Annotated in this window: 17 protein-coding genes; all 17 read right to left on the bottom strand. The window is 60.6% G+C overall.

Going from position 1 to position 18,999, the window contains the following annotated elements; all coding sequences use genetic code 11:
- Nucleotides 1–5: 5 nt before the first annotated feature.
- The gene (hisH, locus tag R6254_RS16130) at nt 6–683 is read right to left on the bottom strand and encodes an imidazole glycerol phosphate synthase subunit HisH (protein ID WP_318408297.1); all 678 of its coding nucleotides are present in this window, start codon (nt 681–683) and stop codon (nt 6–8) included.
- Nucleotides 684–777: 94 nt separating this feature from the next.
- Complete coding sequence (gene hisB / locus R6254_RS16135; RefSeq protein ID WP_318408298.1) at nt 778–1,386, bottom strand: imidazoleglycerol-phosphate dehydratase HisB; 609 nt, start codon at nt 1,384–1,386, stop codon at nt 778–780.
- Nucleotides 1,383–2,459 carry a histidinol-phosphate transaminase gene (hisC, locus tag R6254_RS16140; protein WP_318408300.1) on the bottom strand — a complete coding sequence of 359 codons (1,077 nt, stop codon included), beginning with the start codon at nt 2,457–2,459 and terminating at the stop codon, nt 1,383–1,385. The genes hisB and hisC overlap by 4 nt, the downstream gene beginning before the upstream one ends.
- The gene (gene hisD, locus R6254_RS16145) at nt 2,456–3,775 is read right to left on the bottom strand and encodes a histidinol dehydrogenase (protein ID WP_318408301.1); all 1,320 of its coding nucleotides are present in this window, start codon (nt 3,773–3,775) and stop codon (nt 2,456–2,458) included. Before hisD ends, hisC begins: the two co-directional genes overlap by 4 nt.
- Before the next feature lie 7 nt (nt 3,776–3,782).
- Nucleotides 3,783–4,430 (bottom strand): ATP phosphoribosyltransferase, encoded by a 648-nt coding sequence (gene hisG, locus R6254_RS16150; protein ID WP_318408302.1) that lies wholly within the window; start codon nt 4,428–4,430, stop codon nt 3,783–3,785.
- A 133-nt stretch (nt 4,431–4,563) separates the two neighbouring features.
- Nucleotides 4,564–5,835, bottom strand: coding sequence for a UDP-N-acetylglucosamine 1-carboxyvinyltransferase (gene murA / locus R6254_RS16155; protein WP_318408304.1), 1,272 nt, complete (start codon nt 5,833–5,835; stop codon nt 4,564–4,566).
- A gap of 5 nt (nt 5,836–5,840) precedes the next feature.
- The gene (locus R6254_RS16160) at nt 5,841–6,086 is read right to left on the bottom strand and encodes a BolA family protein (RefSeq protein WP_318408305.1); all 246 of its coding nucleotides are present in this window, start codon (nt 6,084–6,086) and stop codon (nt 5,841–5,843) included.
- A 147-nt stretch (nt 6,087–6,233) separates the two neighbouring features.
- A complete protein-coding gene (locus R6254_RS16165) occupies nt 6,234–6,989 on the bottom strand; it encodes an ABC transporter permease (RefSeq protein ID WP_318408306.1) in 756 nt (251 codons plus the stop codon).
- Entirely contained in the window at nt 6,986–8,017 is a 1,032-nt protein-coding gene (locus R6254_RS16170; protein WP_318408307.1) for an ABC transporter ATP-binding protein, read from the bottom strand. The genes R6254_RS16165 and R6254_RS16170 overlap by 4 nt, the downstream gene beginning before the upstream one ends.
- 80 nt (nt 8,018–8,097) lie before the next feature.
- On the bottom strand, nt 8,098–8,367 hold the full coding sequence (locus R6254_RS16175) for an STAS domain-containing protein (protein WP_318408566.1): 270 nt from the start codon (nt 8,365–8,367) through the stop codon (nt 8,098–8,100).
- 3 nt (nt 8,368–8,370) lie between these two features.
- A complete protein-coding gene (locus tag R6254_RS16180) occupies nt 8,371–9,006 on the bottom strand; it encodes an MlaC/ttg2D family ABC transporter substrate-binding protein (protein ID WP_318408308.1) in 636 nt (211 codons plus the stop codon).
- 143 nt (nt 9,007–9,149) lie between these two features.
- Nucleotides 9,150–9,899 carry an MlaA family lipoprotein gene (locus R6254_RS16185; protein WP_318408309.1) on the bottom strand — a complete coding sequence of 250 codons (750 nt, stop codon included), beginning with the start codon at nt 9,897–9,899 and terminating at the stop codon, nt 9,150–9,152.
- Entirely contained in the window at nt 9,896–10,402 is a 507-nt protein-coding gene (mlaD, locus tag R6254_RS16190; RefSeq protein WP_318408310.1) for an outer membrane lipid asymmetry maintenance protein MlaD, read from the bottom strand. The genes R6254_RS16185 and mlaD overlap by 4 nt, the downstream gene beginning before the upstream one ends.
- Nucleotides 10,403–10,499: 97 nt before the next feature.
- Nucleotides 10,500–11,294 carry a lipid asymmetry maintenance ABC transporter permease subunit MlaE gene (gene mlaE / locus R6254_RS16195; protein WP_318408311.1) on the bottom strand — a complete coding sequence of 265 codons (795 nt, stop codon included), beginning with the start codon at nt 11,292–11,294 and terminating at the stop codon, nt 10,500–10,502.
- A complete protein-coding gene (locus tag R6254_RS16200; RefSeq protein WP_318408312.1) occupies nt 11,291–12,139 on the bottom strand; it encodes an ABC transporter ATP-binding protein in 849 nt (282 codons plus the stop codon). The genes mlaE and R6254_RS16200 overlap by 4 nt, the downstream gene beginning before the upstream one ends.
- A gap of 360 nt (nt 12,140–12,499) precedes the next feature.
- On the bottom strand, nt 12,500–13,978 hold the full coding sequence (locus R6254_RS16205) for a glutamate synthase subunit beta (protein WP_318408313.1): 1,479 nt from the start codon (nt 13,976–13,978) through the stop codon (nt 12,500–12,502).
- Nucleotides 13,979–14,002: 24 nt separating this feature from the next.
- Nucleotides 14,003–18,802 (bottom strand): glutamate synthase-related protein, encoded by a 4,800-nt coding sequence (locus tag R6254_RS16210; RefSeq protein ID WP_318408315.1) that lies wholly within the window; start codon nt 18,800–18,802, stop codon nt 14,003–14,005.
- Nucleotides 18,803–18,999: the final 197 nt, after the last annotated feature.

Here is an 18,999-nt window from a genome sequence, read left to right on the forward strand (position 1 = left end):
TGGGGTTAAGGCTTCCAGTGCAGGAAATTGCGGTACAGGGTCAGTCCGTGGTCGGCGCTTTTTTCGGGGTGAAACTGCGTCGCAAAAATATTATCGCGTGCAACCGCCGCCGTAAAGCGCCCGCCGTAGTCGGCTTCGCCGGCAGTGTGGCGTGTATCAGACGGACGGGCATAAAAACTGTGCACGAAGTAAAAATAGGCGCCATCGGGCACACCGTCCCAGATGGGGTGGCCTGACGCGGCCTGGTAAACCTGGTTCCAACCCATTTGCGGCACCTTGTAACGGCTGCCGTCGGGCTGCAGGCGCCCGGCCAGGTCAAATTTCAGGACCTCGCCGGGAATCAGGTTCAGACCGGCGGTGCCGGCGCCGCCGTCACCGGGCTGGCCTTCTGCGCTGTGGGTCAAGAGCATCTGCATGCCCACACACACGCCAAACAGCGGTTTGTGCGCGGCGGCGTGCAAGACGGCGGGCAAGAGGCCGGACTCGGCCAGCTCGCGCATGCAGTCGGCAATGGCGCCCTGCCCTGGCAAAACCACACGTTCGGCGTTCATCACGTCTTCGGGTCGGGAAGTCACCACCACGTCAAAGCCGCTGCCTTGCGCCACATGCTGGACCGCCTGCGACACGGAGCGCAGATTGCCCATGCCGTAATCCACCACGGCGACTGTTTTGGGGTTGGCCATCAGACGCAGGACTCGCTACTGTATTTATAGCTGCTTGCGCCCATGGGTATTGGGCTAGAGGCCAATTTGATGCTTAAAAACATGCTAAAAAGCCTTACAACGAACCTTTGGTCGAAGGAATCACGCCGGCAGCACGCGGATCGATCTCCAGCGCCATGCGCAGGGCGCGGGCAAAGGCCTTGAACACGGTTTCGGCCTGGTGGTGGGCGTTTTCGCCCTTCAGGTTGTCGATGTGCAGGGTCACAAACGCGTGGTTCACAAAACCCTGGAAAAACTCGTGCGCGAGCTGGCTGTCGAAGCTGCCAATCATGCCGCTCTTGAAAGGCACGTTCATCACCAGGCCGGGCCGGCCCGAAAAGTCGATCACCACACGCGACAGGGCTTCGTCCAGCGGCACATAAGCGTGGCCGTAACGGCGCAGGCCTTTTTTGTCGCCGACGGCCTGGGCCACGGCCTGGCCGAAGGTGATGCCCACGTCTTCCACCGTGTGGTGGCCGTCGATGTGCAGGTCGCCCTTGGCCAGGATGTCCAGGTCAATCAGGCCGTGCCGCGCGATCTGGTCCAGCATGTGGTCGAAAAAACCGATGCCGGTGGACAGGGCCGCCTGGCCGCTGCCGTCCAGGTTGAGTTTGACGGTGATGTGGGTCTCGGCGGTGCTGCGCGAAACTTCGGCGATACGGGGGAGCAAGGCGGGGGTAGTCATAGTGATTCTTTAAGGGCTGCCAGCATCTGCCGGTTCTCGTCAGCGGTGCCGACGGTCAGGCGCAAACAATCGGCGAGCAATGGGTGCATTTTAGAAACGTTTTTAACCAGGACCTTGCGCTCACGCATGCCCTCAAAGGTTTTCTGGGCATCCGGCACCCGCAGCAGGATCATGTTGGCGTCGCTTTTCCAGGTCTTGACACCCGGCAAAGCCTGCAGCGCTTCCAAAAGAATAGCGCGCTGCGCCCGTATCTCCTGGGCCTGGGCCGAAAACACCTCGGCATGGTCGAGCGCAAACAAGGCGCACTCGTAGTTCAGCACGCTGATGTTGTAGGGCGGGCGCACCTTGTCGATCTCGGCGATCAGCGCCTTGGGGCCCATCAGGTAACCCAGGCGCACACCGGCCAGACCGAACTTGCTGAGCGTGCGCATCAGCAACACATGGGGGTGCCGGGCGATGCGGTTGATGTAACTTTTGCTGGCAAAGGGCTGGTAAGCCTCGTCGATGACCACCAGGCCGGGCGCGGCGGCGATGATTTTGTCAATCACCGCGTCGTCCCACAGATTGGCCGTCGGGTTGTTCGGGTAGGCGATGTAGATGATGGCTGGCTGGTGCTCGGAGATCGCGGCCAGCATGGCGGCTTCGTCAAGCTCAAAGTCTGGCGTCAAGGGCACACCGACAAATTTCAGGCCTTGCAGCTGCGCGCTGATGCCGTACATCACAAAACCGGGCAGCGGCGCGAGGATGGTGGCGCCAGGCACGTCGCAAGCCATGGCCAGCAGCGAGATCAACTCGTCCGAACCATTGCCCAGCATGATGTCAAAGCCTTCGGGCATCTGCGCATAAGACGCCAGCGCCGCGCGCAAGTCGTTGATGCGGCCATCCGGATAACGGTTCAGCGCCAGCGCACCCAGGCGTTCACCCAGCTTGGCCTGCAAGTCGGCCGGCAGACGATGCGGGTTTTCCATCGCGTCGAGCTTGAGTAAACCCGCCGAATCCTGCACCGCATACGCGTGCATGGATTGAATATCTTGCCGGATCAAATTTTTCAGCTTGGGCGCGAGTTCGTTCATTTTTTCATTCTCATTTCAGCGGCGCGGGCGTGCGCCTGCAGCCCTTCGCCGTAAGCCAGTTCGGCGGCGATTTTCCCCAGGGTTTGCGCCCCGGCTTCGCTGACCTCAATCAGGCTGGAGCGTTTCTGGAAATCGTAAACACCCAGCGGGCTGGAGAAACGCGCGGTGCCACTGGTTGGCAACACGTGATTCGGGCCGGCGCAGTAGTCGCCCAGCGATTCGCTGGTGTAAGCCCCCAGGAAAATCGCACCCGCGTGTTTGAGCAGCGGCTCCCAGCGTTGTGGATCGGTGCTGGAGACTTCCAGGTGTTCGGGCGCAATGCGGTTGCTGATGGCGCAGGCTTCTTCCATGTTGCGCGTCTGGATCAAGGCGCCGCGGCCGTTCAGCGATTTGGCGATGATCTCGGCGCGCGGCATGGCTGGCAACAGGCGGTTGATGGCTTCCTGCACGGCGTCCAGGTAGGCCGCGTCGGGGCACAACAAAATGCTTTGCGCCAGCTCGTCGTGTTCGGCTTGGCTGAACAAGTCCATGGCCACCCAGTCGGCCGGCGTGCTGCCGTCGGCCAGCACCAGGATTTCGCTGGGGCCGGCAATCATGTCTATGCCGACGGTGCCAAAGACCCGGCGCTTGGCCGCCGCCACATAGGCGTTGCCGGGGCCGGTGATTTTGTCCACGGCCGGAATTGTCGCCGTGCCGTAAGCCAGCGCCGCCACCGCTTGCGCGCCGCCTATGGTGAAGGCGCGTGTGACACCGGCCACATAAGCCGCGGCCAGCACCAGCGCGTTTTTCTCGCCCCGGGGCGTGGGCACAACCATGATGATTTCGCCCACACCGGCCACATGGGCGGGGATCGCGTTCATCAGCACCGAGGAAGGATAAGCCGCCTTGCCGCCTGGCACATAAATGCCGGCGCGGTCCAGCGGCGTGACTTTCTGGCCCAGCAAGGTGCCGTCTTCGTCACGGTATTGCCAGCTTTCGCCGCAGGCCTTCTTCTGGGCCTCATGGTAGCTGCGCACACGGCGCGCGGCGGCCTGCAGCGCCTCGCGCTGGGCGGCGGGAATCGTGTCAAAGGCGGCCTTGAGTTCGGCCTGCGTCAACTCCAGCGCCTGCACGCTGTCGGCCTGCAGGTGGTCAAAACGTCGGGTGTAGTCCAGCACGGCGGCGTCGCCGCGCTGCTGCACATCCGCCAGGATGTCGGCCACGACTGTCTCGATCGCCTGGTCGGCTTCTGCCGACCAGTGCTGCAGCACCTTCAGTTGAGCATCAAAAGTGTTGTCAGCCGTTGACAGACGGGCGGGAGTAGCTACCAGATTCATAGCGTTTTCAGGAAGTGGGTTGCACAACAGCCGATGCAAAGGCGTCAATGATGTTGCGCAGGGGCGCCTGCTTGAGCTTGAGCGCGACCTGGTTGACCACCAGGTGCGAGCTGATGTCCATGATGCGTTCGACCTCGACCAGGTGGTTGGCTTTCAGTGTGTTGCCGCTGCTGACCAGGTCGACAATCGCGTCGGCCAGGCCGGTCAGCGGCGCCAGCTCCATGCTGCCGTAAAGCTTGATCAGGTCCACGTGCACACCTTTGGTGGCGAAAAAATCACGCGCGATGCTGACAAACTTGGTCGCGACCTTCAGGCGAGAACCCTGTTTGACGGCAGCTTCGTAGTCAAAACCGGCGCGCACCGCCACACTCATGCGGCACTTGGCAATCTGCAGATCCAGCGGCTGGTACAAGCCCTGTCCACCATGTTCGATCAAAGTGTCCTTGCCGGTCACGCCGATGTCGGCGCCGCCGTATTGCACATAGGTCGGCACGTCGGTGGCGCGCACCAGCACCACACGCACGTCGGGCCGATTCGTTGCCAGGATCAGCTTGCGCGATTTTTCCGGGTCTTCCAGCACCTCGATGCCGGCGGCTTTGAGCAGCGGCAGGGTTTCGTCGAAGATGCGGCCTTTGGAAAGAGCGAGCGTTATCACAGTGATGCCTTTGAAAAGTTGACGTCCTTAGCCCGTTTTTGCAAGCTCAAGCCGCAGGACCGGCTTTGCCGGACTGCAGGCGGGCGGCCCCCCCGGGGGGCAGCGAACCACACGAAGTGGGGAGCGTGGGGGCTCATTGGACCCTTTCGATGTCGGCGCCTATGCTGCGCAGCTTGGCTTCCATCTGGTCATAACCACGGTCCAGGTGGTAGATGCGGTCAACCAGGGTCTCGCCCTGGGCCACCAGGCCGGCGATCACCAGGCTGGCCGAGGCCCGCAGGTCGGTCGCCATCACCGTGGCGCCCGAGAGTTTTTCAACGCCTTCCATGACGGCCACCTTGCCTTCGATCTGGATTTTCGCGCCCAGGCGCACCATCTCGTTGACGTGCATGAAGCGGTTTTCAAAAATCGTTTCAGTCACCGTGCTGGAACCCTGCGCAATCGCATTGAGTGCCATGAACTGGGCCTGCATGTCGGTCGGGAAACCCGGGTATTCGGTGGTGCGGAAGGACTGCGCTTTCATGCGGCCTTGCGCCTGGACACGGATAAAACCGTCGCCCGCCGTCACCAGGGCACCGGCTTCGCGCAACTTGTCGATCACCGCATCCAGGTGGTCGGCGCGGCCATGGCGCAGCACCACATCGCCGCCCGTGGCGGCCACGGCACAGAGAAAAGTCCCGGTTTCGATGCGGTCGGCCACCACCTGGTGGGTGCAACCGTGCAGGCGCTCCACACCCTGGATACGAATGCGGCGCGTGCCATGACCTTCGATCTTCGCGCCCATCTTGATCAGCATCTCGGCCAGATCGCCGATTTCGGGCTCTTGCGCGGCGTTTTCGAGGATGGTCTCCCCTTCGGCCAGGCTGGCGGCCATCAGGAAGTTTTCGGTGCCGGTGACGGTCACCATGTCGGTCGTGATGCTGCAGCCCTTGAGCCGTGTCTGTCCGGCGGGCAGTTTGGCAATCATGTAGCCGTGTTCGACCACAATCTCGGCGCCCATGGCCTGCATGCCCTTGATGTGCTGGTCCACCGGCCGCGAACCAATCGCGCAGCCGCCTGGCAAGGACACCGTGGCCTCGCCAAAACGCGCTAGCAGCGGGCCCAGGGCCAGCACCGAGGCGCGCATGGTCTTGACCAGTTCGTACGGTGCTTCCGGTGAACTCAAGCCGCTGGCGTTGATGGTGACACGGCCGGGCGTGGCGCTATCGTGTTCGGCCGTCACACCCATGTTGCGGATCAGCTTGAGCATGGTGGCCACGTCCTGCAGGCGCGGCACGTTGTCCAGCGTGACCGGCTCGGCGGTCAGCAGCGCGGCGCACAACTCCGGCAAGGCCGCGTTTTTGGCGCCCGAAATATCCACCGTGCCGGCCAGCGTTTTGCCGCCTTTGATACGTAGTTTGTCCATGATTTTTATTGGGCCGGGTTGTTGGCCCACTCGACGGGCGTATAGGTCTTCATCGACAAGGCATGAACCTCGTCGCTCTGCATGCGGCCACCCAGCGTGGCGTACACCCGCTGGTGGCGCTGAATCAGGCGTTGGCCTTCAAAGGCGCTGGACACCACGGTGGCATACCAGTGCCGGCCGTCGCCGGTCACCTCAAGGTGGTCGCACGGCAAACCTGCCGCGATGATGGTCTGGAGTTCTTCGCTGGTCATATTTAATTTATCAGACGGGTAATCAATGTTGTTCGCTGAAACGGTATTTTTCAGTCAGGGCCGCGGGTCTGGCTCTGCCAGCCCGCAGGCGCAGCGCCCCCTCGGGGGGCAGCGTACTACGCGAAGCGAGAAGCGTGGGGGCCATATCTAGTGCCGGATTTTGTAGCCAACACGCAGCATGTTCACCGCCACGCCGCTGACCACCAGGAACGCCGTGCCCACAATGGCGAAGCTGATCCAGGGCGAGACGTCGCTGATACCGAAAAAGCCGTAACGGAACCCGTCAATCATGTAGAAAAACGGGTTCAGGTGACTGACGGTTTGCCAGAACGGTGGCAGCGAATGAATGGAGTAAAAAACGCCACTCAGAAAAGTCATGGGCATGATGACAAAGTTCTGGAAGGCCGCCATCTGGTCGAACTTTTCCGACCAGAGACCGGCGATCAGCCCCAGGGAACCCAGCAAACCCGCACCCAACACGGCAAACACCACAATCCACAGTGGCGCGACAAAACTCGGGCGGCCAAAATAAACCGTCACCACAAACACGCCTAGACCGACCGCCAGGCCGCGCACCACGGAGGAGCCGACGTAGGCACAAAACCAGGCCCAGTGCGACAGCGGCGTCAGCAGCACAAACACCAGGCTGCCCATGATCTTGCTCTGGATCAGCGAGGAAGAGCTGTTGGCAAAGGCGTTTTGCAACACACTCATCATGACCAGGCCGGGCACCAAAAAGGCGGTGTAACTCACGCTGCCGTAGACCTTGACCTGGTCCTGCAACACATGGCCAAAAATCAGCATGTACATGACAGCGGTAAGCACGGGCGCACCCACGGTCTGGAAACCAACTTTCCAGAAACGCAGCACCTCTTTATAAAAAAGTGTTTGCCAGCCGGTCATTCTGCAACTCCCACGCTGGTCGCTTCGCTGGCTTGCGGCGGCGTGCCGCCTTTTGCGCCATCAGGAAAGGCGCCTGTTCTTGGGGCCGGCTCCGGCGCAAATGGTTTTGCGACTGTTTTTTCAGCCATCACTTCCAGGAACACATCTTCCAGGTCGGCCTTGCGGATTTCGACATCTTCGGCCACCAGGCCGGCCTCACGCATGGCGCTCAGGTATTGCTCGATTTCATGGGCATTGTGCGCAGGCAGTTGCACAATCCGACCGGTGATACGCGCCTTGTCGGCCAACGCTTTGGGCAGCTCGCTGTCGATCTTGAAACGCAGCACATTGGAGGATGCGGACTTGAGCAGTTCGGAGGTCTGCGCCAGCGCCACCATACGCCCTTGCTTGAGCATGGCGATGCGGCTGCACAGGGCTTCGGCTTCTTCGAGGTAATGCGTGGTCAGAAGCACGGTGCTGCCTTGCTTGTTGAGTTTGGCGACAAATTGCCACAAGGTCTGGCGCAACTCCACATCAACACCGGCGGTTGGCTCGTCCAGCACAATCACCTGGGGTTTGTGGACCAGGGCCTGGGCCACCAGCACGCGGCGTTTCATGCCGCCCGACAGCTGCCGCATATTCGCATCGGCCTTGTCGGCCAGGCCCAGGCTGGCCAGCAACTCGTCGATCCAGTCCTCGTTGTTCTTGACGCCAAAATAGCCAGACTGGATGCGCAGCGCCTCGCGCACCGTGAAAAAGGGGTCGAACACCAGCTCTTGCGGCACCACGCCGAGTTTGCGGCGGGCATTGGCATAGTCGCTCACCACGTCGCTGCCATGCACCGTCACGGTGCCGCTGCTGGCGCGTGAGAGTCCCGCCAGAATGCTGATCAGGCTGGTTTTACCGGCGCCGTTGGGGCCGAGCAGGCCAAAAAACTCGCCCGGCTGTATGTCAAAGCTGACATCATCCAGCGCCCGGACGCCTGGACCGGACCGGCTGCGTGTATTGTGGTAATTTTTGGAGACGGACTGGAATGAGATGGCGGGCATGAGCCGTCTATTTTAAGGGCGCCGGCCCGGAGTCTGCCCGAGACCGTGCAGATAAGGGCATTCAGCCCTCAGGAACGGTGTCAGACGGTCGCTGGCAGCAGTACTTCCACGCCGTACAGACCCGCCAACTGGCGCAGGCGCTCGGGCAAACCCTGCACGGAAAAGGTCTTGCCGGCGGCGAGGACTTCGCGGCGGCAGTCGAGCAGGACGGCCAGCGCCGACGAATCAAAGATCCGCAGCGCGCTGGCATCCGCCACCACGGCAGCGCCCGTTTGCGCAGCCAGCGCCTGTTTCAGAGCCAGCAGCGCCGGCACCGCCAGGTCATGCGTCAACTGGTCAGGAAGCCGCATCACTCAGGACTTCTTGTCGCCGTTGTTGGACTTGTTACGCTGGGCCAGCGTCGCGATCAGGCCATCCACACCTTTGGCAGTGATTTCCTGCGCAAACTGGGTGCGGTAGGTATCCACGAGCCAGATGCCCAAGACGTTGAGGTCATAAATTTTCCAGCCGCCAGCTGTTTTTTCCATGCGGTAATCCAGCTGGATCGGGTCGCTGCGGCCAATCACCTCGGTGCGCACCAACACTTCGGTGTCCGCCGGTGCGGCACGCAAAGGCTTGACATTGATGGTCTGGTCCTTGACCTGGGACAGCGCGCCCGCATAGGTACGGACCAGCAAGGTCTTGAATTCTTCCTGCAGCCGTTTTTGCTGCTCGGGCGTGGCCTGGCGCCAGTTCCGTCCGACAGCGGCAGCCGTCATGCGCGTGAAATTGACATTCGGCATGATTTTGCTGTCCACCAGCGTAATGACCCGGCTCACATCACCACCCTGAATCGCCTTGTCGGACCGGATCGCGTCCAGCACCTCGGTGGAGGTGCGTTTGATCAGGGCATCCGGCGCCTCGTCGGCGGCGCGTGCTGCGGGGCCCACGGCCAGCAAGGCCAGGGCAAGAGAAGCGCCAACAACATGGCTAAAAATTCGACGGTTCATGGTTTCCTTTCAGGTCAGAACATCTGCCTGCCGGGGTTGGGCTAAAAAGACCGACTGCGTGGCAAGTGATTGATTGGACTGCGTTTTTCTTGCGTTGGTTCGGGTCGGCAGGTGAAGTTATGACACTGCCGTGTAAAGCTTGTTTATTTCGTCGGCGCGGGCGGCGCAGCTTCGGGCAGGTCAAAACGCTCTTCGCTTGCCCCACTGCCACTCAGAGCAGCACCCCGGCGCTGCAAATAGGCATCACGCGTGAAGCTGTATTTGTCCAGCGCCGCCTGGTCCAACACATCCCCGGCACGCAGCAGGCTGGCGCGCAAGTCCACGATGCGAAGCGCGTACAGGGAGTTGCGGGTGGATATGCTCTCCACCCCCTGGTACACCGGATCCCCATAAGCATCCACCAGCAGCGCCGACGCGTCACGCACCGTCGATGGGCCCAGCAGCGGCAGTACCAAATAAGGACCGGTGCCTACACCCCAGCGTCCCAGGGTTTTGCCGAAATCTTCGCGATGCCTGTCAATGCCCATTTCCGTGGCCCAATCCAGCACCCCGCCCAGACCGAACACCGTGTTGACGCTGACCCGCATCAGGCTTTCACCGGCCGCCTGCGGCTTGAACTGGAGAAGGTTGTTCACCATTGACCAGACATCCGACAAATTGCCGAAAAAATTGTTGACGCCGGTGCGCACCGGCGAGGGCAAGGCGGCTTGGTAGGCCTGGGCCACCGGCTTGAGCACCGCCTCGTCCACGCCTTCGTTAAAACGCGTCATGCTGCGGTTATACGGCTCAAAAGGATCGCGCGGATTGGGTCCGGTGGCACAGCCCTGCAGCAGGGCCAGCGCCAGCAAGCCGGCCCAGAGGGCGGCCGATTTCATTGTGCTTGTTGTTTTCATTTTTTATCGGGGGTCCCTGCCGGCGGCGTAGTTGTCGAATTGGAACCGCTGTCCGCCGCCTTGCTGTACAAAAATTGGCTGATCAGATTTTCCAGCACCACGGCCGACTGTGTCTGTTTGATCACGTCACCCGCCGCCAGATTTTTCTCCTCAGCACCCGCTTCCACACCGATGTATTGCTCTCCCAACAAACCACTGGTCAGAATTTTCAGTGAGCTGTCTTTGGGGAAAACATAGCGGCTTTCCAATGCCAGATTAACACTGGCTTGATAGGACTTGTCATCAAACGTAATATTCTCAACACGGCCGACGATCACACCCGCACTTCTGACGGCCGCGCGTGGTTTTAAACCACCAATATTGTCAAACTTGGCGACCACCGCATACGATTTGTCGAAGCTCAAGGTCAGCAAATTGGCCGACTTCAGCGCCAAAAACAGAACGGCTGCAGCGCCGGCCAGCACAAACAGGCCGACCCACAAGTCATTTTTGGAGCGTTGCATCTTGATTCCTAAAAAAGCACGGGCCGCGGCAGATGCCGGCCGGTAAATAAGTGGTGAATTTTCGCATCGGACGGGGCAATGGTTGAGGTGACAAAAATCACACGCTGAACATCAGGGCCGTCAATACAAAGTCCAGCCCCAGCACCGCCAGCGAGGCCAGCACCACGGTACGCGTCGTGGCCCGCGCCACCCCTTCGGGTGTTGGCTGGGCCTCAAAACCCTGAAACAAAGCGATAAACGTCACGGTCACGCCGAACACAAAACTCTTGACGATGCCATTGCCGACGTCGCGCCAGACGTCCACGCCCGACTGCATCTGGCTCCAGAAAGCGCCGGCATCCACACCGATCATGAGCACGCCGACCACCCATCCGCCCAGAATACCGACAGCGCTGAAAACCGCGGCCAGCAAGGGCATGGCGATCACGCCGCCCCAGAAACGCGGGGCGAGAATACGGCGCACCGGGTCCACCGCCATCATTTCCATGGCCGACAATTGCTCGCCGGCTTTCATCAGGCCGATTTCCGCCGTCAGCGCCGTACCGGCGCGTCCGGCAAAAAGCAGCGCGGTGATCACCGGCCCCAGTTCGCGCACCAGGGCCAGGGCCACCAGCAGGCCCAGCGCCTCGGACGAACCGTAACGCTGCAAGGCGTAATAACTTTGCAAACCCAGCACAAAACCAACAAACAAGCCCGAGACCGTGATGATGGCCAGCGAGTAGTTGCCCAGAAAGAAAATTTGGTCGCGAATCAGGCCAAAACGGGCAAACACCGGCCCCGTCAACGCCAGCAACCTGGCCATCATGCGGGCGCCGTAACCCATTTCGACCAGCTTGCAACGCGTGGCAAAACCCAGGTCGGCGACCAGATTGAGCAGCACAGACTTGCTCATGGGCGCCTCTCCTTGCCGGCCACGGACTGCAGGCCAAAGTCATCGGCCACGTTCGGGCCCGGGTAATGAAACTGCACCGGCCCCTCGGCCAGCGCATTGACGAACTGATGGACCAGCGGGTCGCTGGAATGGCGCACTTCGTCGGGCGTACCCTGGGCGGCAATGCCGCCATTGGCCAGGATGATGACCTTGTCGGCAATGCGGAAGGTTTCTTCCAGATCGTGCGACACCACAATGCTGGTGATGCCCAGGGTGTCGTTGAGCTGGCGTATCAGTTGCGCGGCGGTGCCAAGCGAAATTGGGTCCAGGCCGGCAAAGGGCTCGTCGTACATGATGAGTTCCGGGTCCAGCACAATGGCCCGGGCCAGCGCCACCCGCCTGGCCATGCCACCCGAAATTTCGCTAGGCATCAGCGCATGGGCGCCGCGCAGCCCGACCGCGTTGAGCTTCATCAACACAATGTCGCGAATCAGTACTTCGGTCAAGGTGGTGTGCTCGCGCAGGGGAAAGGCCACGTTGTCAAACACACTCAAGTCGGTGAACAGGGCGCCGAACTGGAACAACATGCCCATTCGGCGGCGCGCGGCATACAAGTCGGTCTGGCTCAGGCCGCCCACGTTGCGGCCGTCAAACAAAACCTCGCCGCTCCCGGCTTTTTGCTGCCCGCCTATCAGGCGTAACACCGTGGTTTTTCCGCCGCCTGAGGCCCCCATCAAGGCGGTGACCTTGCCGCGCGGCACGGACAGCGTGACGTCGTTCAAAATCACGCGATCCCCTTTGGCGCCTGGGTAGGCGAAGGTCACATGTTTGAATTCAACCAGAGAGGACGGCGCGCTGTCGGACATGAAGGAAAAAGAAAAGCCGGCAGACATGCCGACCTTTGGTTACGATTCCCCAATGATAAAGGGTTTGCCCTGATCCGGTTGAGCGAACAAAAGCCAGTTCCCGCGAAAACCACACCTCGCCCATGAGGCGGCCACTGCGCCAAAAGCGCCAAATAACCACAAAATGCCCTGCAGCGCCTAAAATTTACAAAAAATCAGGCTGCAGCCCTTTAATCACGGGCGCAAGCAGCTACTATTTTTATAGCAAAACTCACATGAGCAGATAGTTGCAGGACCAAGGCTCTCGCAAGCTGACGCGCTTCGCACCGGCCCGCACCCTCGCCAAGCACCCAAGAGGCGATTGGCGAGGGCTGGCCGCTTTCAGCGCGGCAGGTCGCTGTAACCCATGAGGAATTCGTCGACGGAGCGCGCCGCCTGGCGGCCCTCGCGAATCGCCCACACCACCAGGCTTTGCCCACGGCGTATGTCGCCGGCCGCAAACACCTTGGGCACATTGGTCGCATAACCGCCGCTGAAGTCTGTCGTCGCTTTTGCGTTGCCGCGTGTATCTTTTTCAACACCAAAGGCCTCCAGCACCGCCGGGACCGGGGCCACAAAACCCATGGCCAGCAAGACGAGGTCAGCCTTGAGGGTCTGTTCGGAACCCGTCACTTCGACCATCTTGCCGTTTTTCCATTCGACACGCACAGTTTTCAGGCCGGTGACTTTGCCCTTCTCACCCATGAGCTCCTTGGTGGAAATCGCGAATTCGCGCTCGCAGCCTTCCTCATGGGAGGAAGAGGTGCGGAGCTTGATCGGCCAGTAAGGCCAGGTCATGGGCCGGTTTTCTTCTTCCGGGGGCTGGGGCATCAGCTCAAACTGCGTGACGCTAAGCGCGCCGTGGCGGTTGCTGGTGCCGACGCAGTCAGAGCCGGTGTCCCCGCCGCCGATCACGATCACGTGTTTGCCATCGGCACGCAGCTGGTCCTTGACCTTGTCACCGGCATTGACCTTGTTTTGTTGCGGCAAAAACTCCATCGCAAAATGCACGCCATCCAGATCACGACCGGGGACCGGCAAATCGCGCGACTGCTCGGCACCGCCGGTCAGAATGATCGCGTCAAAGTCTTTTTGCAGCTGTTCGGGCGTGATGGTTTCCTTGGCCCAGTTGGTGACCTTGGTGTCCTTGCCCAGCGGGTCCTTGGCCTTGCCAACCATGACCCCGGTGCGGAAGGTCACCCCTTCGGCCTGCATTTGTTCGACACGACGGTCGATGTGGATTTTCTCCATCTTGAAGTCGGGGATGCCGTAACGCAGCAGGCCGCCAATACGGTCGTTCTTTTCGAACAAGGTCACGTCATGACCGGCGCGCGCCAGTTGCTGCGCCGCGGCCATGCCAGCCGGGCCAGAACCCACCACCGCCACTTTTTTGCCCGTCTTGTGCTGGGGCAATTGCGGCTTGACCCAGCCTTCGGCCCAGGCGCGGTCGATGATGGCGTGTTCAATCGACTTGATGCCCACCGCATCGTCATTCACATTCAGCGTGCAGGCCGCCTCGCAGGGTGCGGGGCAGATGCGGCCGGTGAACTCCGGAAAGTTGTTGGTACTGTGCAGCGTTTCGATGGCGCTTTTCCAGTCGGCTTGAAACACCATGTCGTTGAAATCAGGAATGATGTTGTTGACCGGGCAGCCGCTGTTGCAAAACGGCGTGCCGCAGTCCATACAACGCGCCGCCTGTTTGTTGGCCTGCGCATCATCGAGTCCGATCACAAACTCTTTGTAGTTTTTCAGACGCTCGGGCACGGGCTTGTAGCCCTCCTCGATACGTTCGTATTCCATGAAACCGGTGACTTTTCCCATATGGCTACTCCAGATACTTCTTGTTTAGGCGGCGGCTTGTGTGGCTTTGGCGACCACTGTCTTGCCTGCTGCTTTGGCGGGGGCTGCAACAGCGGCTGATTTTTTAGCCGCCATTTCGCCCAGCGCGCGTTTGTATTCCAGCGGGAATACCTTGACGAATTTGCCGCGCGCTTCCGCCCAGTTGTCCAGCAATTCGCGGGCACGTTTGCTGCCGGTCCAGCGGTTGTGGTCTTCCAGCAATTTGCGCAACTGAGCTTCATCGGTCTGGCCGCCATGCCAGAGGCCATGCTCGCTACCGGCCTCCTGCTGGGCCGCCGGCTGGACTTTTTCCAGCGACACCATGGCGGTGTTGCAACGTTTGGCAAACTGGCCATCTTCGTCGTAGACATAAGCCACGCCGCCGCTCATGCCGGCCGCAAAGTTGCGTCCGGTCTTGCCCAGCACCGCGACCGTGCCGCCCGTCATGTATTCGCAACCATGGTCGCCCGTACCTTCGACGACGGCCGTGGCCCCCGACAGGCGCACGGCAAAACGTTCGCCGGCCACGCCGCTGAAAAAGGCCTCCCCCGTGGTGGCACCGTAAAGCACGGTGTTGCCAACGATGGTGTTTTTATGCGACTCACCGCGGAAGTCAATGCTCGGTCGCACCACGATGCGGCCACCGGAAAGGCCTTTGCCGGTGTAGTCGTTGGCGTCACCAATCAAATACATGGTGATGCCCTTGGCCAGGAAGGCGCCAAACGACTGGCCGCCCGTGCCTTCGAGCTGGATACGCAGGGTGTCGTCCGGCAGCCCTTCAGGATGGCGCCGCGTCAACTCACCCGACAACATCGCACCGACGGTGCGATTGACGTTGCGCACAGTTTCGATGAATTGGACTTTTTCGCCTTTTTCCAGCGCCGCTTTTGATTTTTCAATCAGGCGCACATCCAGCGCTTTTTCCAGCGCATGGTCTTGCGCCATCACATGCAGGCGCGGCACGTCGGCCGGCACATTGGGCTGGTAGAACAGGCGCGAGAAGTCGAGGCCGTCGGCCTTCCAGTGCTCAATCCCCTTCTGGGTGTCGAGCAGGTCGGCGCGGCCGATCAGGTCGTCGAACTTGCGCACACCGAGTTGCGCCATCAGTTGACGCGCTTCTTCGGCGACAAAGAAGAAATAGTTGACGACATGTTCGGGCTTGCCGCTGAATTTCTGGCGCAAGACCGGGTCTTGCGTGGCCACACCGACCGGGCAGGTGTTCAGGTGGCATTTGCGCATCATGATGCAGCCTTCGACCACCAGCGGTGCGGTGGCAAAGCCGAATTCGTCAGCGCCCAAAAGCGCACCTATCACCACGTCGCGGCCGGTTTTCATCTGGCCGTCAGCCTGCACACGGATGCGGCCGCGCAGGCGGTTCAACACCAGGGTCTGCTGGGTTTCGGCCAGACCGATTTCCCAGGGTGAGCCCGCATGTTTGATGGACGACCAGGGCGAAGCACCGGTGCCGCCGTCATGGCCGGCAATCACCACGTGGTCGGACTTGGCCTTGGCCACACCGGCCGCAATCGTGCCGACACCGACCTCGCTGACCAGCTTGACACTGATGCTGGCGCGCGGGTTCACGTTTTTCAGGTCGTGAATCAGTTGCGCCAAGTCTTCAATCGAATAAATGTCGTGGTGCGGTGGCGGCGAAATCAGGCCAACGCCGGGCACCGAATAACGCAAGGCGCCAATGTATTCACTGACCTTGCCACCCGGCAACTGGCCGCCTTCACCAGGCTTGGCGCCCTGGGCCATCTTGATCTGGATCTGGTCGGCTGACACCAGGTATTCGGCTGTCACGCCAAAACGGCCGGAAGCCACCTGCTTGATTTTTGAACGCAGCGAATCGCCGTCTTGCAACGGCAGGTCGACTTCGACCACGCTTTCGCCAATCACACTTTTCAGCGTTTGACCCTGCTTGATCGGGATGCCTTTGAGTTCCTGGCGGTAACGGTTCGGGTCCTCACCGCCCTCGCCGGTGTTGCTCTTGCCGCCTATGCGGTTCATGGCCACGGCCAAGGTGGCATGCGCTTCGGTGCTGATGGACCCCAGCGACATGGCGCCGGTAGCGAAACGTTTGACGATCTCTTTTGCCGGCTCGACCTCGTCGATCGGAATGGCTTTGGACGGATCGATCTTGAACTCAAACAGGCCACGCAAAGTCATGTGGCGACGGTTCTGGTCGTTGATCAGCTGGGCGTATTCCTTGTAGGTGTTCCAGTTGTTCGCACGTGAGGCATGTTGCAGCTTGGCAATCGCGTCAGGCGTCCACATGTGGTCTTCGCCGCGCACGCGCCACGCGTATTCGCCGCCAGCGTCCAGCATGTTGGCCAGCACCGGGTCGGCACCGAATGCGGCCTTGTGCATACGCAGCGCTTCTTCGGCGATCTCGAACACCCCCATGCCTTCGACCTGGCTGGCGGTGCCGGTGAAAAATTTGTCAATGGTGGCGCGGTTCAGGCCGATGGCCTCGAACAACTGCGCGCCGCAATAACTCATATAAGTCGACACGCCCATCTTGGACATGATCTTGGACAGGCCTTTGCCAATGGCTTTGACATAGTTGTAGACGGCTTTGTCCGTGCTCAGGTCACCCGGCAGGTTTTTGGACAGCTCGGCCAGTGTTTCCATCGCCAGGTAGGGATGCACGGCTTCCGCGCCATAACCCGCCAGCACGGCAAAGTGATGCACTTCCCGGGCGGAGCCGGTCTCTACCACCAGGCCAGCCGTGGTGCGCAAGCCTTCCTTGACCAGGTGCTGGTGAATCGCCGACAGCGCCAGCACGGCTGGAATGGCGACTTGTGTCGGGCTGATGGCCCGGTCGCTGACGATCAGGATGTTCTTGCCGCTCTTGATCGCATCCACCGCTTCCGCGCACAGCGATGCCAGCTTGGCTTCCACACCTTCGTGGCCCCAGACCAGCGGGTAGGTGATGTCCAGCGTGTAACTTCTGAATTTGCCCTGGGTATGCGTTTCAATGTCACGCAGCTTTTTCATGTCGGCGACGTTGAGCACCGGCTGGCTGACCTCCAGCCGCATGGGCGGGTTCACCTGGTTGATGTCCAGCAGGTTGGGCTTGGGGCCGACAAAGGACACCAGCGACATCACGATCGCTTCGCGGATCGGGTCGATAGGCGGGTTCGTCACCTGCGCAAACAGCTGCTTGAAGTAGTTGTACAACGGCTTGTTTTTATTCGACAACACGGCCAGCGGGCTGTCGTTGCCCATGGAGCCTGTGCCTTCTTCACCATTGACGGCCATCGGCGACATCAGGAATTTGATGTCTTCCTGGGTGTAACCAAAGGCCTGCTGGCGGTCCAGCAACGACGGGGATTCCGTGAGGCCGGAGCTGGAAGACGAGGTTGCACTGGCTTCGTCGGAGCCCATCTTCGTGCCATCGGTTGGTGCCGGCACATTGGTGGCCAGCACGTCGTCGAGGCGGATGCGCAGGTTTTCAATCCACTGCTTGTAAGGCTTGCTGTGGGACAGCGTGGCCTTGATCTCTTCGTCGTCCACCATGCGGCCCTGTTCCAGATCAATCAGGAACATCTTGCCGGGCTGCAAACGCCATTTGCGCACGATCTTGTTTTCAGGAATCGGCAACACGCCGGACTCGGACGCCATGATGACCAGGTCGTCGTCGGTCACGCAATAACGCGAGGGACGCAAGCCGTTGCGGTCCAGCGTGGCGCCGATCTGGCGGCCATCGGTGAACACGATGGAGGCCGGGCCGTCCCAGGGCTCCAGCATGGCGGCGTGGTATTCGTAAAAAGCCTTGCGGCGTTCGTCCATGGTGGTGTGCTGCTCCCAAGGCTCGGGAATCATCATCATCACGGCCTGGCTGATCGGGTAACCCGCCATGGTCAGCAGCTCCAGGCAGTTGTCGAAGGTTGCGGTGTCGGACTGGTCGGCAAAACTGATCGGATACAGCTTTTGCAGATCGGTGCCCAGCACCGGCGAAGACATCACGCCTTCTCTAGCCTTCATCCAGTTGTAGTTGCCCTTGACCGTGTTGATTTCGCCGTTGTGGGCGACGTAGCGGTAAGGGTGGGCCAGCGGCCATTCGGGGAAGGTGTTGGTGGAGAAACGCTGGTGCACCAGCCCCAGGGCCGACACGCAGCGCGGGTCGGTCAGGTCCATGAAATAAGTGCCGACCTGGTCCGCCAGCAACAGGCCTTTGTAGACCACGGTGCGGCTGGACATGCTGGGCACGTAATATTCTTTGCTGTGCGTCAGGCGCAGGCTCTGGATCGCGGCGCTGGCGGTTTTGCGGATCACATACAGCTTGCGCTCCAGCGCGTCCTGCACGATCACATCATTGCCGCGGCCAATAAAAATCTGGCGCAGGATGGGCTCTTTTGCGCGCACCGTCGGCGACATCGGCATGTCGCGGTTAACCGGCACATCACGCCAGCCCAGCAAGACCTGGCCTTCCAGACGCACGGCACGTTCGAGCGCCTGCTCGCAGGCCAGGCGGGAGGCATGTTCTTTGGGCAAAAACACCATGCCCACGCCGTATTCGCCGGGCGGCGGCAGGTTCACGCCCTGTTTGGCCATTTCTTCGCGGTAAAGCGCATCAGGCAGCTGAATCAGGATACCGGCGCCATCACCCATCAATTTGTCGGCACCGACCGCACCCCGGTGGTCCAGGTTTTCGAGAATCTTCAGGCCCTGCTGCACGATGGCGTGGCTTTTGTGACCCTTGATATGCGCAACAAAACCGACACCACAGGCGTCATGTTCGTTCGCCGGGCTGTAAAGACCGTTTTGTTCAAAATGTTTGATTTCAGCTGCCGTTGTCATGGCGCACTCCTAGTCGGTTGGGGGACATGCCGACGCGTGGGGTACGCGATGGGCTGTCCAGCCAGGTTTCGTAATATGTCGCAGGGATAAGGAGCATAGTGCAATGCAACAACAATGCCAAGCAGAATAATTAGGGTCAGAATCTAATTAATCACCTGTAAATTTCATCAACTTTTAATTAGGGACGTATTAAAATT

Origin of the sequence: Polaromonas potterensis, assembly GCF_033446725.1 — a bacterium.
Classification (GTDB): domain Bacteria; phylum Pseudomonadota; class Gammaproteobacteria; order Burkholderiales; family Burkholderiaceae_C; genus Polaromonas.

Bases quoted from the DNA above. Each gene is read 5' to 3' on its own strand.
- R6254_RS16210 (WP_318408315.1), bottom strand. From the start codon at position 18,802: ATGACAACGGCAGCTGAAATCAAACATTTTGAACAAAACGGTCTTTAC.
- hisD (WP_318408301.1), bottom strand. From the start codon at position 3,775: ATGAATCTGGTAGCTACTCCCGCCCGTCTGTCAACGGCTGACAACACT.
- hisB (WP_318408298.1), bottom strand. From the start codon at position 1,386: ATGACTACCCCCGCCTTGCTCCCCCGTATCGCCGAAGTTTCGCGCAGC.
- R6254_RS16175 (WP_318408566.1), bottom strand. From the start codon at position 8,367: ATGCGGCTTCCTGACCAGTTGACGCATGACCTGGCGGTGCCGGCGCTG.
- R6254_RS16180 (WP_318408308.1), bottom strand. From the start codon at position 9,006: ATGAACCGTCGAATTTTTAGCCATGTTGTTGGCGCTTCTCTTGCCCTG.
- R6254_RS16205 (WP_318408313.1), bottom strand. From the start codon at position 13,978: ATGGGAAAAGTCACCGGTTTCATGGAATACGAACGTATCGAGGAGGGC.
- R6254_RS16185 (WP_318408309.1), bottom strand. From the start codon at position 9,899: ATGAAAACAACAAGCACAATGAAATCGGCCGCCCTCTGGGCCGGCTTG.
- hisC (WP_318408300.1), bottom strand. From the start codon at position 2,459: ATGAACGAACTCGCGCCCAAGCTGAAAAATTTGATCCGGCAAGATATT.
- R6254_RS16165 (WP_318408306.1), bottom strand. From the start codon at position 6,989: ATGACCGGCTGGCAAACACTTTTTTATAAAGAGGTGCTGCGTTTCTGG.
- hisH (WP_318408297.1), bottom strand. From the start codon at position 683: ATGGCCAACCCCAAAACAGTCGCCGTGGTGGATTACGGCATGGGCAAT.
- R6254_RS16200 (WP_318408312.1), bottom strand. From the start codon at position 12,139: ATGTCCGACAGCGCGCCGTCCTCTCTGGTTGAATTCAAACATGTGACC.
- murA (WP_318408304.1), bottom strand. From the start codon at position 5,835: ATGGACAAACTACGTATCAAAGGCGGCAAAACGCTGGCCGGCACGGTG.
- R6254_RS16160 (WP_318408305.1), bottom strand. From the start codon at position 6,086: ATGACCAGCGAAGAACTCCAGACCATCATCGCGGCAGGTTTGCCGTGC.
- R6254_RS16170 (WP_318408307.1), bottom strand. From the start codon at position 8,017: ATGCCCGCCATCTCATTCCAGTCCGTCTCCAAAAATTACCACAATACA.
- mlaD (WP_318408310.1), bottom strand. From the start codon at position 10,402: ATGCAACGCTCCAAAAATGACTTGTGGGTCGGCCTGTTTGTGCTGGCC.
- mlaE (WP_318408311.1), bottom strand. From the start codon at position 11,294: ATGAGCAAGTCTGTGCTGCTCAATCTGGTCGCCGACCTGGGTTTTGCC.